At 66.1% G+C, this 12,686-nt stretch carries 11 protein-coding genes; 8 read left to right on the top strand and 3 right to left on the bottom strand.

The window, feature by feature from the left end:
- Positions 1-16 precede the first annotated feature (16 nt).
- The 8 genes from U5709_RS05735 (at position 17) to U5709_RS05770 (ending at position 8,271) form a co-directional block, all read left to right on the top strand.
- Positions 17-1,228 carry an NADP-dependent isocitrate dehydrogenase gene (locus U5709_RS05735; RefSeq protein ID WP_321972984.1) on the top strand — a complete coding sequence of 404 codons (1,212 nt, stop codon included), beginning with the start codon at positions 17-19 and terminating at the stop codon, positions 1,226-1,228.
- A 399-nt stretch (positions 1,229-1,627) separates the two neighbouring features.
- The gene (locus U5709_RS05740; RefSeq protein ID WP_321971030.1) at positions 1,628-2,311 is read left to right on the top strand and encodes a YdcF family protein; all 684 of its coding nucleotides are present in this window, start codon (positions 1,628-1,630) and stop codon (positions 2,309-2,311) included.
- Between the two features lie 154 nt (positions 2,312-2,465).
- A complete protein-coding gene (panB, locus tag U5709_RS05745; RefSeq protein ID WP_321971029.1) occupies positions 2,466-3,311 on the top strand; it encodes a 3-methyl-2-oxobutanoate hydroxymethyltransferase in 846 nt (281 codons plus the stop codon).
- A gap of 63 nt (positions 3,312-3,374) precedes the next feature.
- Positions 3,375-4,235 carry a pantoate--beta-alanine ligase gene (gene panC, locus U5709_RS05750; RefSeq protein ID WP_321971028.1) on the top strand — a complete coding sequence of 287 codons (861 nt, stop codon included), beginning with the start codon at positions 3,375-3,377 and terminating at the stop codon, positions 4,233-4,235.
- 5 nt (positions 4,236-4,240) lie between these two features.
- Positions 4,241-5,047, top strand: a complete 807-nt coding sequence (locus U5709_RS05755) for a Rossmann-like and DUF2520 domain-containing protein (protein ID WP_321972985.1) — start codon at positions 4,241-4,243, stop codon at positions 5,045-5,047.
- Between the two features lie 37 nt (positions 5,048-5,084).
- Positions 5,085-5,474, top strand: coding sequence for an aspartate 1-decarboxylase (gene panD / locus U5709_RS05760; protein WP_321971026.1), 390 nt, complete (start codon positions 5,085-5,087; stop codon positions 5,472-5,474).
- Between the two features lie 207 nt (positions 5,475-5,681).
- Entirely contained in the window at positions 5,682-6,971 is a 1,290-nt protein-coding gene (gene eno, locus U5709_RS05765; RefSeq protein WP_321971025.1) for a phosphopyruvate hydratase, read from the top strand.
- Positions 6,972-7,077: 106 nt separating this feature from the next.
- Positions 7,078-8,271 carry a diphosphate--fructose-6-phosphate 1-phosphotransferase gene (locus tag U5709_RS05770; protein ID WP_321972986.1) on the top strand — a complete coding sequence of 398 codons (1,194 nt, stop codon included), beginning with the start codon at positions 7,078-7,080 and terminating at the stop codon, positions 8,269-8,271.
- On the opposite strand, the gene U5709_RS05775 is transcribed toward U5709_RS05770, so the two are convergent.
- The 3 genes from U5709_RS05775 to U5709_RS05785 all read right to left on the bottom strand — a co-directional run bounded on the left by U5709_RS05775 (position 8,268) and on the right by U5709_RS05785 (position 12,610).
- Positions 8,268-8,687, bottom strand: a complete 420-nt coding sequence (locus U5709_RS05775; RefSeq protein WP_321972987.1) for a PaaI family thioesterase — start codon at positions 8,685-8,687, stop codon at positions 8,268-8,270. The genes U5709_RS05770 and U5709_RS05775 overlap by 4 nt on opposite strands.
- A 151-nt stretch (positions 8,688-8,838) precedes the next feature.
- Complete coding sequence (locus U5709_RS05780; RefSeq protein WP_321972988.1) at positions 8,839-9,480, bottom strand: copper homeostasis protein CutC; 642 nt, start codon at positions 9,478-9,480, stop codon at positions 8,839-8,841.
- A gap of 175 nt (positions 9,481-9,655) precedes the next feature.
- Entirely contained in the window at positions 9,656-12,610 is a 2,955-nt protein-coding gene (locus U5709_RS05785; RefSeq protein ID WP_321971021.1) for a glycoside hydrolase family 3 protein, read from the bottom strand.
- Positions 12,611-12,686 lie beyond the last annotated feature (76 nt).

Consider the following 12,686-nt stretch of genomic DNA (forward strand, 5'->3'; position numbering starts at 1 on the left):
GCCCTGGGAGGCGCACATGACCAAGATCGCGATGAAGACCCCTCTGGTCGAGATGGACGGCGACGAGATGACCCGCATCATCTGGCAGATCATCAAGGACGAGCTCATCTGCCCGTACGTTGACCTCCAGACCGAGTACTACGACCTCGGCCTCGAGTACCGCGACAAGACCGACGACCAGGTCACCATCGACTCTGCCGAGGCCACCAAGCGCCTGGGCGTGGCCGTCAAGTGCGCCACCATCACCCCCAACGCCGCGCGCGTGGAGGAGTACAGCCTGAAGCAGATGTGGAAGAGCCCCAACGGCACCATCCGCGCCATGCTCGACGGCACGGTCTTCCGCGCCCCCATCGTGGTCAAGGGCATCGACCCGGTGGTCAGCTGCTGGAAGAAGCCCATCACCATCGCCCGCCACGCCTACGGCGACGTCTACAAGAACGCCGAAATGCGCATCCCCGGCCCCGGCAAGGTGGAGCTCGTCTACACCGCCGCCGACGGCACCGAGACCCGCGAGCTCGTGCACGACTTCACCGGCGCCGGCGTGGTCCAGGGCCAGCACAACCTGGACGACTCCATCGAGAGCTTTGCCTGCAGCTGCTTTGAGTACGCGCTTTCCACCAAGCAGGACCTTTGGTTTGCCACCAAGGACACCATCTCCAAGAAGTACGACCACCGCTTCAAGGACGTCTTTGCGGACATGTACGAGGCCGAGTACCGCGAGAAGTTCGAGGCGGCCGGCATCGAGTACTTCTACACGCTGATCGACGACGCCGTGGCCCGCATCATGAAGGCCGAGGGCGGATTCATCTGGGCCTGCAAGAACTACGACGGCGACGTCATGAGCGACATGCTCTCCTCCGCCTTCGGCAGCCTGGCCATGATGACGTCCGTGCTGGTGAGCCCCCATGGCTACTACGAGTACGAGGCCGCCCACGGCACCGTGCAGCGCCACTACTACAAGCACCTCAAGGGCGAGCCAACGAGCACCAACTCCGTGGCCACGATCTTTGCCTGGACGGGCGCCCTGCGCAAGCGCGGCGAGCTCGACGAGACCCCGGAGCTCGTGGACTTTGCCAACCGCCTGGAGGCCGCCACGATCCACACCATCGAGGCCGGCAAGATGACGGGCGACCTGGCGCGCATCACCTCGCTCGAGAACCCCACCACGCTGGGCACGCGCGAGTTCATCCTCGCTATCCGCGAGACCTTGGACGCCGAGGCCGCGTAAAGCGCCCCGAATCGGCCCGATAACCCGGTCGCGCACCCCGCGCGGCCGGGTTTTTCATGCTCCGCGATCACAAACTCGGCCGAATGCGCACCTTAATTCGACACGGCTCCATACAGCTGCGGCTTGGGGCTCAAAATGCAGGGAAAACGGCGCCGAATTCGGGTGTGTAGCGCCGCGGGTCAAATTTAGGTGCGCACTCGACGAAGTTTGTATCGGATCCCCGTGCTGCCAAGTCGAACGGACGGGCGCGGCAAGCCGATCGCGCGCAAATCGCCCCGGTTGCGCAGCATAATGGACGGCGAGTCGGGGCAATGTCGGAGCTGACACGCGAAAGGAGTCCGCGTGGGATACGTGCTCATAGGGCTCGGAGCCGTTTGCGCAGCTTACGGGGTCTCAATCATGCTCGTTGGTTCGGGAACGCTCTTCTTCGTCGTGTGGTACGTGCTCGGCGGCGCAATCGCGGGCGCCGGGCTCGCCGTGCAGACGGGTGCGTGGGCCGCGCTGCCCTTCGCGATAAGAGCCGCTGCGACCGCCGTTGCTGCCGCAGCGGTCGTGCTCTTCCTCAGCGTCGATGCCGTCATCATGACGCACGCCGCGGCCGCGCCGCCCGCAGACCTCGAAGAGATCATCGTCCTCGGGGCGCAGGTCCGTCCGGACGGCACGCCGAGCAACGTACTGCGCTATCGCCTCGACACCGCGGCCGACTACCTGCGCCAAAACCCGCGCACGCGCTGCATCGTCTCGGGCGGCCAAGGTGGCAACGAGCCGACCACAGAAGCCGCTTGCATGGCCTCTTACCTGCGTGAACAAGGCATCGACGCTTCCCGCATCGTGCTTGAGGACCGCTCGCGCTCGACCGTTGAGAACCTCCGCTTCTCGCGCGGGCTCCTGGCCTCCCCCGCCGACCGCGTCGGCATCGTGACCAATAACTTCCACGCATTCCGCTCCTGCCGCATCGCTGCGCGCCAAGGCCTTACGGGCGCCTGCGGCATCGACGCCCCTTCCGACCCGTGGTACCTGCCAAACAACCTTTTGCGCGAGGTCCCCTGCGTGGTCAAGGACTTCTTGCTCGGCAACATGTGACGCCGCTCGGCAACATGTGACGCGCACGTAGGAAAACCGCAGGCCCGGGCACATGCGCGCCGCGACGCGCTACACTAGGCAAGAAAATCCGCAGTTGCCCGCCCGGCTCATGTCCCGGCGGGCTTCTTAGCCAAGAAGGGACTGAGCTGGCCACATGGCAAAGAACACCGTCCTCACCCTCAAGCAGAAGGTTGACGAGGGCCGCAAGGTCACGATGGTAACCTCCTACGACTACACCATGGCCGCGCTGACCGAGGCCGCTGGCATCGACATGATCCTCGTGGGCGACTCGCTGGGAATGACCATGATGGGCTACGACTCCACCCTGCCCGTGACCATGGACGACATGGTCCACCACACGCGCTGCGTCACGCGCGCGACGGATAACACCTTCGTCGTGGCGGACATGCCGTTCATGAGCTATCAGCAGGATTTGGCGACGGCGCTGGAGAACGCCGGCCGCCTCATGAAGGAGGGGCGTGCCCAGGCCGTCAAGCTTGAGGGCGGCGTGCGCTGCGTTGAGCAGATCCGCGCCATGGTCGAGGCGGGCATCCCCGTGGTCGGCCACCTCGGCCTCACCCCGCAGTCCGTCAACGCCTTCGGCGGCTTCAAGGTACAGGGCCGCTCCGTCGAGACCGCCCGCCAGCTCGTGGAGGACGCCCTGGCCATCGAGGCCGCGGGAGCCTTCTGCATCGTGTTGGAGTGCGTGCCCTCGAACCTCGCCACGCTCATCACCGAGCGCCTGACCAGCGCGTTCACCATCGGCATCGGCGCCGGCAACGGCTGCGACGGCCAGGTGCTCGTGGTCCAGGACATGCTCGGCATGACCGCCGGCGGCTTCAAGCCAAAGATGGTCCGCCGCTTCGCGAGCCTCGGCGAGACCATCGTCGACGCCTTCCACGCCTACGACGACGCCATCCAGTCCGGCGACTTCCCGGCCGCCGCAGAGAGCTACAAGGACCTCGACGCCGAGGTCATCGACCAGCTGCGCGCCGAGTAGGCCGTCCATCGCACGCCGCACGCCGTCCATCGCACAATCCGCTCAACCGTAAAGGAGCAGCAAATGCAGACCGCAACTACCGTCGCCGAGGTCCGCGAGCAGGTCCGCGCCTGGAAGCGCGAGGGCCTGACCGTCGGTCTCGTCCCCACCATGGGCTACCTGCACGAGGGCCACAAGAGCCTCATCGTGCGCGCCGCTGCCGAGAACGACCGCGTCGTCGTCTCCGACTTTGTGAACCCCACGCAGTTCGGTCCCAACGAGGACCTGGAGAGCTACCCGCGTGACTTCGACCGCGACTGCAAGCTCTGCGAGGAGGCCGGCGCCGCGCTGGTCTTCCACCCCGAGCCCTCCGAGATGTACGCGCCCGACGCCTGCACCTACATCAACATGGACGCTCTCACCCACGAGCTCTGCGGCCTCACGCGCCCGATCCACTTCCGCGGCGTCTGCACCGTGGTCGGCAAGCTCTTCAACATCGTGACCCCCGACCGCGCCTACTTCGGCCAGAAGGATGCCCAGCAGCTGGCCGTCATCCGCCGCATGGTCCGCGACCTCAACTTCGGGATTGAGATCGTGGGCTGCCCGATCATCCGCGAGGAGGACGGCCTGGCCAAGAGCTCGCGCAACACCTACCTCTCGCCCGAAGAGCGCACCGCGGCGCTGTGCCTTTCTCGCGCGGTCTTTGCCGGCCAGAAGATGGTCGAGGACGGCGAGCGCGACGCCGCGACCGTGCTCGACGCCATGCGCGCGATCATCGAGGCCGAGCCGCTCGCCAAGATCGACTACGTCAAGATGGTCGACTTCGACAGCATCGAGCAGGTCGAGCGCATCGAGGACGCCCCGGTGCTGTGCGCCATGGCCGTCTACGTGGGCAAGACCCGCCTGATCGACAACTTTATCTACGAGCCCGGCGCCGCTGCGTAGGCACCGTGACCAGGGTCGGATTCATCGGGGCCGGCAAGGTCGGATGCTCGCTCGCCCGCTACCTGCGGGAAGGCGGCGCCGAGCTTGCCGGCTTCTTCTCGCGGACGCCGAGCCACGCGCAGGAGGCCGCGGATTTTGCAGGCGGGCAGGCGTACAGCGACGAGGCCAAGCTCGTAGCCGCATCGGACGTCGTGTTTATCACCACGCCGGACGGGCAGCTCGCAGAGGTCGCGGCGAAGCCGGCTGCGACCTTGGGCGACAACGCCGACGGCAAAGTCTTCGCCCACTGCTCCGGCGCCTTGTCATCCGATGTGCTGGCACCCCTTCGCGAGGCCGGCGCCTCCGTCTGCTCCGCGCACCCGCTCTACGCCGTGAGCAGCCGCTTTGACTGCTGGCAGGAGCTTTCGCGCGCCTGGTTCACGCTGGAGGGAGACGCCGCGGCCACCGCCGCCGTCGAGGCGCTTCTCGCCAGCTGCGGCAACCATGTGGCGCACATCGCCGCAAGCGAGAAGCCCCGCTACCACGCCGCCGCCGTCATGGCGTCGAACTTGGTGGTCGGGCTCTACCAAATGGCCGCCGACGAGCTCGTGACCTGCGGATTTGCGCCTAACGATGCGCAAGCGGCCTTGGCGCCGCTCTTCCTTGGCAACGCCGAGCACATCGCGGCCGCGGGTACCCGTGCCTCTCTTACCGGCCCCGCGGCCCGCGGCGATAAGGCCACCATCGACGCCCATCTGAGCTGTCTTTCTGGAGATGCGAGCGAGGTATACCGCCAGCTCACCGAGGTGTTGTACCGTATAGCGTCGTTGTAGCACCGCCGCGCCGCGGCCGAACGAAAGCCAGCACCACATGATCCTCAACATGCTCAAGGGCAAGATCCACCGCGCCACCGTCGTCCAGGCGGAGCTCGATTACGTGGGTTCCATCACCATCGACGAGGACCTCATGGACGCCGCGGGCATCCGCGAGTACGAAAAGGTGCAGGTCGCAGACGTGAACAATGGCAAGCGCCTCGAGACCTACGTGATCGCCGGCGAGCGCGGCAGCGGCATGATCTGCCTCAACGGCGCCGCGGCCCACCTGGTCAGCGTTGGCGACAAGGTCATCATCATGTGCTACTGCCAGATGGACGAGGCCGAGGCCGACGCTTGGCAGCCCCGCGTGGTCTTCGTCGACGACGAGAACCGCATCGCCCGCACCACCCGCTACGAGCGCCACGGCCGCCTCGAAGACATGTAACCCCCACCCCACCTGCACCGGGCGACGGGTTCACCCCTACCAAAAGGGGACAGTCCCCTTTCTGCAGCGGTTTTGGGACAGACCTGCACGAAATGGCATGTTCGCGCAAATTGCGGCCACATTCTCTGTCCTATGTAAGTTAGGTTGGGTATACTTTTCTGAGGCAAGTTAGGCATGGCTAACACAGCCCTACAGAAAGGATGCCATATGGCACGCATTGTTGAGGTTTACGGTCGCGAGGTCCTGGACTCCCGCGGCAACCCGACCGTCGAGGTCGAGGTCACGCTCGAGGACGGCTCCTTCGGCCGCGCCATCGTCCCCTCCGGCGCTTCCACCGGCGAGTTCGAGGCCGTTGAGCTGCGCGACGGCGACAAGGACCGTTACATGGGCAAGGGCGTCGAGAAGGCCGTCGGCCACGTCAACGCCGAGCTCGCCGACCTGCTCGTCGGCATGGAGGCCACCGACCAGCGCGCCTGCGACGAGGCCATGATTGCCGCCGACGGCACCCCCAACAAGGGCAACTTCGGCGCCAACGCCATCCTCGGCTGCTCGCTGGCCATCGCCCGCGCCGCCGCCGATTCCGCGGGCCTGCCCCTCTACGCCTACCTCGGCGGCCCCAACGCCCACACCCTGCCCGTCCCGATGATGAACATCCTGAACGGCGGCGTGCACGCCGACAACAACGTGGACTTCCAGGAGTTCATGATCATGCCCGTCGGCGCCCCTGACTTCAAGACCGCCCTTCGCTGGTGCACCCAGGTCTACCACACCCTCAAGGACACCCTGAAGAAGGCCGGCCTCTCCACCGGCGTCGGCGACGAGGGCGGCTTCGCCCCCGACCTCAAGACCAACGACGAGCCCTTCGTCTACCTGATGGAGGCCGTCAAGGCCGCCGGCTTCGAGCCGGGCGTCGACTTCATGTTCGCCATGGATCCGGCAACCTCCGAGTGCTACAACAAGGAGACCGGCATGTACGAGCTCAAGGGCGAGGGCCGCACCCTCACCTCCGACCAGATGGTCGACTACTGGGAGGACCTCGTTTCTCGCTACCCGATCATCTCCATCGAGGACGGCCTGGCCGAGGAGGACTGGGAGGGCTGGAAGAAGCTCACCGAGCGCATCGGCGGCAAGGTCCAGCTCGTGGGCGACGACCTCTTCGTCACCAACACCGAGCGCCTGAAGAAAGGCATCGAGTCCGGCGCCGCCAACGCCATCCTCATCAAGGTGAACCAGATCGGCAGCCTGACCGAGACCCTCGACGCCATCGAGATGGCCAAGCGCGCCGGCTACACCGCCGTCGTCTCTCACCGCTCCGGCGAGACCGAAGACACCACCATCGCCGACCTGGCCGTTGCCACCAACGCCGGCCAGATCAAGACCGGCGCCCCCGCCCGCACCGACCGCGTGGCCAAGTACAACCAGCTCCTCCGCATCGAGGACGCCCTGGGCGGCTCCGCCGAGTACCTGCAGAAGGCCGCCTTCTACAACCTGGCGTAAGGCCGGCGCGTAGCTGGACATAGCATCAGCGACTCGATTGCCGCCGTCGGCCCCGCGCCGGCGGCGGTATTCTTGTGCAGGCAAGCACTTGCGAGAAAGGAACCCCATGGCAGACGTTAAGCGCATCCTGGTCGGACAGTCGGGCGGGCCCACCGCCGCCATCAACTCGAGCCTGGCGGGCGTCGTCGCCGGCGCGCGCGAGGCGGGCGTCGAGGTCATCGGCATGCGCCACGGCATCCAGGGCTTCCTAGCTGGGCAAACGGTCGATCTAGCGGCCGCCTTGCCCGACGACGCGGCCATCGAGCTCCTGCGACACACGCCGTCGAGCTGGCTCGGCAGCTGCCGCTTCAAGCTGCCGGCGCTGGACGCCGCCGGCACCGAGGCCTTCTACACCGACGCCTTCGCCAAGTTCGAGGCCGCGGGGATGGACGCCGTGCTCTACATCGGCGGCAACGACTCGATGGACACCATCGCCAAGCTGGGCGCCTGGGGCGCGCGCGTCGACTCCCCCATCCGCTTCATCGGCGTACCCAAGACCATCGACAACGACCTCGTGGGCATCGATCACACGCCGGGCTACGGCAGCGCCGCCAAGTTCGTGGCCACCGCGACCTCCGAGCTCATGCTGGACGCCGACGTGTACGACCTCAAGAACGTGCTCTTCGTCGAGATCATGGGCCGCGACGCCGGCTGGCTCGCCGGCTCGGCGTGCCTCGCCGAGCCCGACCTGGTGCTGCTGCCCGAGGTCACCTTTAACGAAGACGCGCTGGTAGAACGCATGGGCGAGCTGCTCGAGCGTCAGAACACCGTGGTTATCGCCATGTCGGAGGGCCTACGAGAGGCAGATGGGCACCTTATTGCCGAGAAGACAGTGGCCGCCGGCACCAAAGTCGACGAGTTCGGCCACCTGGCGCAGCTCTCCGGCCCGAGCCGCTACTTGGCGAGCCTCGTCGGCGGGCGCCTCGGCGTGAAGACACGCGCCGTTGAGCTCTCCACGCTGCAGCGCTGCGCGAGCCACCTTGCCAGCAAGGTTGACCTCGACGAGGCCTTTGAGCTGGGGCGCGTTGGCGTTCGCGCGGCCATGGCAGGCGAGTCCGTCAAGATGTGCTCCCTCACGCGCACATCCAGCGACCCCTATTCCGTGGAGTATGCGCTCGTGGACGTGCTCGAGGTGGCCAACCAGGTCAAGGCCGTGCCGCGCGAGTGGATCTGCGAGGACGGCCTCAACGTGACCGAAGCGTTGCGCGCCTACGTCGAGCCCCTCGTCGACGGCCTTCCGGAGCACCTCGCCGCGCTCTAATCTTGCTTCGGCCGGGTATGCATGCAGGTTCCGGTGACGCGGGCCACAGGCGTGCCGAGCTCGTCGGTCACAAGACAGTTGTAAAAACCCAGGCTGCGGCCGTTTTTGTCCGCATCGGCGGTTGCGATGAGACGCTTGCCGTGCGCGGCGCTCATGTACTGGATGGAGCACGCGACCGAGACGGTCGGCTCCTCCCCCACGTTGGCCGCGATGGCGATGGCGAAATCGGCCAGCGTAAAGATGGCGCCGCCCATCACGCCGCCCTTCTCGTTGATGTGGCGCCCCTCGATGTCGAACTCGCACACGCCGTGCCCCGGCGCCGCCTCGACCACGCGGCAGCCGGTGGCCTCCGTGGCGAAGCGGTCGTTCGCAAAGATGCGCTGAATCTCTTCCAGCGAAGCGTTCGCGTCGATCATGAATACCCCCTATTTGATGCGCACGCCAAGAAGCCCGACCAGCTCAATGGCCTGGAACTGGTCGATTGTGGCATCGTGCAGCTCTCGGAAACTGTCGGATACCACAATACCCCCGATGCGGCAGGTCGAGAGGCCGCGCCGCGCCGCGCCATCAGCCGAGCCTCACGATGCGCGTGCCGTGAACCTCGTCGACGCCCAGAGCAGACGCCACGGTATCGGCGTTTTCCCAGGTAATGCCCCCGCCGGGCAGAATCTTGATGCGCCCCGCGGCCCGCTCGACGTAAATGCGCAGGCGGTCGAGGTTCTCCTCGATGGGCGTGCCCGCGGGCCCGCCGTGGGTAAGGATGCGGTCCATCCCCAGCTCGGCCAGCCAGTCGACGGCGTCAAGCGCCTCGCCAACCGCGAGCTCATCGAACGCCATGTGGAACGTGGTGAGAAGCCCCCGCTCGCGCGCGAGCCCCATGAGCCGCGAGGTCAACTCGCGGTCGAGGCCGCAATCGCGCAGGCAACCGAAAACAACGCCGTCGACGCCCAGGTCAGCTGCGATCGCAAGGTCATCGGCCATGATCCGCGCCTCGGAGCCCGTGTACCCAAACGACCCGCCGCGCGGGCGAATCATGCACATGACCTGCGCGTTATTCGAGTGACAGAGCCCAACCGCCTCGCGAATGACGCCGCCGCTCGGCGTCGTGCCGCCGCGGGCCAGGTTATCGCAGAGCTCGACGCGCCCCGCGCCCGCGGCCAGCGCCGCCGGCACGTGCTCGACGTTCTCCGCGCAGAACTCCCGGATCATCGCGCTTTTTTCGCCACCTTTCTCAATCAGTGTACGCGACAGGGCGGCCGAGATACCGCGCGCAAAAACACCGGCGCGCGGCGAAAAGCTCGAAAGCCCCTCGCCGCGCGCCGCGAATCAATCTGCGGGCCGCCACCCAGCACGACTGCCGACTGGCGCGGCCGCCGCCGGTGCCTTACGCCGTCGGAGTCTTATCCGCAGCCTCGTCGCCCTTCTCGGCCGTCTGTTCCTTGAGCAGCTTGTTCGTGCGATACGCGCGCCACCCGAAGAAGCCCGCGAGCGCCACCAGGACGGCGCTGCCGCCCCAGACGCCCATCTGCCAAGGCGCGGTGCCGTAGGTGATCTTGGAGCCGGGGGCCATGCCCTGCATCGCGTTGGAGTTGGCCACGGTATAGAGCGTGTGGTGCGTGGCCTCGCGCAGCTGATTGACCACGGTGGCGCTGTCGGTGCCCTTGAACTCGCCGGTCATGGCGGAGTAGGTGAGCTCGAGGTCAGTGCCGCCGTAGAGGGCCGCGTTCTTGTCCATGTAGCCATAGAGGTTAAAGTCGGTGATGACGCAGCCCCTGAAGCCCCACTCGTTGCGCAGGACGTTGGTGCACAGGCTGCGGCGACCGCCGGACCACTCGGTGCCCACGTAGTTGAAGGAGCTCATAATGCCGGTGCAGGCGTTGATCTGCTTGGTGGTCATGGTGCCCTTGTCGTCGGAGATGTACTTGATCTCCGTCTTGGCCTCCTTGACCGGAATCTCGAACTGACGCAGGTAGATCTCGCGGGCGGTCTGCTCGGTGGCCCAGGTGGCCACGTGCTGGACGCGGTAAGACTCCTGATCGTTGAGGGCAAAGTGCTTCACCATGGCGTAGCAGCCGTTGGAGGCGGCGCCGGCCACGACGGCAGCGGCAATCTTGCCGCCCAGGATCGGGTCCTCGGAGTAGTACTCAAAGTTACGGCCGGCAAACGGGCTGCGGTGAGTGTTGCACGCCGGGGCGTACCAGCCGTTGTAGCCGGAGGCCAGGGCCTCCTGGCCCACCATCTTGCCCATCTCGCCCATGAGCTCGGTGTTCCAGGTCTGGGCCATGATGACCTCGGAGCAGTACGCGCAGTTGCCGGTGGGGCCGGTCAGCGACGTGAAGCCGGCCGGGCCGTCGGGCTCGGCGGTCTCGGGCTTGCCCACGGACTCGATGGCGCCGGTGTTGTAGGCACAGTCGTTGAGCATGGTGGTCATCTCGCTGACGCTCACCTGGTCAAGCAGGGTGTCCCACATCTCATCATCGTAGTCCTTGCCGCGCAGGTCGATGAGCTGCAGGCCGTTGGCGGCACCGCTGGTGGGCATGGTGGCGCTGGAGTCCTCGTGCTCGGTGTAGTCGTACTCCTTGAACTCGATGCCGCAGTCGCCGGCGTCCTTGTCCTGGGCGGCCTCCGGGAAGGTGCCCTTGAAGTCGGAGCGAGACATCACCGTGCAGTTCTTCTCCATGTACTCGGTGAGGTCGGAGAACTGGTTCTCAAGCTTAGTGCCGGTGACGTCGTCGGTGTCGTAGGTTTTGGCGTCAGCGGTGACAAAGCCCGAGTCCACGACCGTGTGGGAGTCGGTGCGCAGGCTGATCTCGTACTCGCCGGCGTCCAGCACCCAGGCACCCTTGGAGGAGTCCCAAGAGGCCATCTGACGCAAGGGGAACTCGATCTCGACGGTCTCGGAGGCGCCAGCGGCAAGCTCCTGGGTCTTGGCAAAGCCACCGAGAACCACGGCGGGCTTCTCCAAGCCACCTGCGGTGTAGGGCGCGCTGTAGTAGATCTCCACGACGTCCTTGCCGGCAACGGCGCCGGTGTTGGTGACGGTCACGGTGACGCTCACGGTCTCGCCGTCGCAGCCCACGGAGTCGAGCCTCTGCTCGAAGGTCGTGTAGGACAGGCCGTAGCCGAACGGGAACACGACGGCCTCGTCGTAGTTGAAGCCGTCGTAGTTGCCGGCCTCGGCCTCCACGGCAGCGGTCTCATAGTAGCGGTAGCCCATGTACACGCCTTCCTTGTACTCAACAAAGTAGGCGGTGCCATCAGATACGGTGCCGTTGGCGTTGGAGGTGTAGTAGTCCGAGACGTCGTTGTAGCGCTTGCCGCCAAAGTTGCCGAAGGTCGGGTCGGCGGTGAAGTCGGCGGCCCAGATGTCGGTGGTGCGGCCGGAGGGGTTGTACTCGCCAGTCAGCAGCTTGCCGACGCCGTTTGCGCCGGTGGCGCCAAGAGAGCCAATGTGCAGGATGGCGTTGACCTCGTACTCGCCGCTCATCAGCGGGCCAAGCTCCATGGAGGTGGAGGCGTTGATCAGCACCACGACCTTGTCGCAGCTGGCCTTGGCGGCAGCCAGGACCGACTTCTCCTCAACGGTAAGCTCCAGCTCGTGCTGCCCCTCAACGTAGTTTGCAGTCTCGTCGTTGGCGGTAAAGGTCGTGGAGACGCCGGAGTTGAGGTCGCCGATAAGGTCGCGCGAGAGGTCGCCGCCCTCGCCGCCGCCACGGCCGATCACGACGACGGCGGTGGTGCCGGCAATGGAAGACTGGGCCTCGGAGCTGTAGGCACTCCAGGGAATCTCACCGATGTAGTAGCAAGCGGTGGACGGGTTGTCCATCGTGATGTCGGCCTTGGGGTAGTTTGAGTAGGCGCCGTTGATGAACTCGAAGGCGGTCTCGTTGATGTTAAGACCAGCGGCGGCGATGCCGTCGTGCAGGTTCACGCAGGAAGAGGCATCAACGGTGCCGGAGCCGGCGCCGCCGTAGATGGGATCTGCGGCGTAACGACCAAGCAGGCTGATCTCAGAGCCAGAGGCCAGCGGCAGCGCGCCGTCGTTCTTGAGCAGGACCGCGCCCTCGCCCAGGATCTGGCCGACCATCTCGTTGGCGGCGTTGGTGGCCTGCGTGCGGCCGCGGTACTGGGCGTCGTAGTAGTTGGTATCCCAGTTCTCGGAGCCGGCAATGACCTCGACGGTTGACGGACGGCCGCCCAGGTAGTGGTCGAGCAACGAGCGGAACTTGTCGGTGGCGATGTTGGCGACCGCGGTGACGCCGAGAAGGCCGGCGGAGACGGCGGTGTTGGCAACAAAACCACGACGGGTAACGGTCTTCTTGGGCTTGGTATCAGCCATGGGAATTCCTTTCTGGTTCTAAGGTTGAGGCCCGCCTGCCGCCGCGAGTGGCAGCAGGCGGGCCTGAGGTGCGTGG

The organism is Paratractidigestivibacter sp., from assembly GCF_963660155.1.
Classification (GTDB): Bacteria; Actinomycetota; Coriobacteriia; order Coriobacteriales; family Atopobiaceae; genus Paratractidigestivibacter.

Excerpts from the sequence above, each read along its gene's own strand:
- U5709_RS05735 (WP_321972984.1), top strand. The coding sequence starts at position 17 with ATGACCAAGATCGCGATGAAGACCCCTCTGGTCGAGATGGACGGCGAC.
- U5709_RS05740 (WP_321971030.1), top strand. The coding sequence starts at position 1,628 with ATGCTCGTTGGTTCGGGAACGCTCTTCTTCGTCGTGTGGTACGTGCTC.
- panB (WP_321971029.1), top strand. The coding sequence starts at position 2,466 with ATGGCAAAGAACACCGTCCTCACCCTCAAGCAGAAGGTTGACGAGGGC.
- panC (WP_321971028.1), top strand. The coding sequence starts at position 3,375 with ATGCAGACCGCAACTACCGTCGCCGAGGTCCGCGAGCAGGTCCGCGCC.
- panD (WP_321971026.1), top strand. The coding sequence starts at position 5,085 with ATGATCCTCAACATGCTCAAGGGCAAGATCCACCGCGCCACCGTCGTC.
- eno (WP_321971025.1), top strand. The coding sequence starts at position 5,682 with ATGGCACGCATTGTTGAGGTTTACGGTCGCGAGGTCCTGGACTCCCGC.
- U5709_RS05770 (WP_321972986.1), top strand. The coding sequence starts at position 7,078 with ATGGCAGACGTTAAGCGCATCCTGGTCGGACAGTCGGGCGGGCCCACC.
- U5709_RS05775 (WP_321972987.1), bottom strand. The coding sequence starts at position 8,687 with ATGATCGACGCGAACGCTTCGCTGGAAGAGATTCAGCGCATCTTTGCG.
- U5709_RS05780 (WP_321972988.1), bottom strand. The coding sequence starts at position 9,480 with ATGATCCGGGAGTTCTGCGCGGAGAACGTCGAGCACGTGCCGGCGGCG.
- U5709_RS05785 (WP_321971021.1), bottom strand. The coding sequence starts at position 12,610 with ATGGCTGATACCAAGCCCAAGAAGACCGTTACCCGTCGTGGTTTTGTT.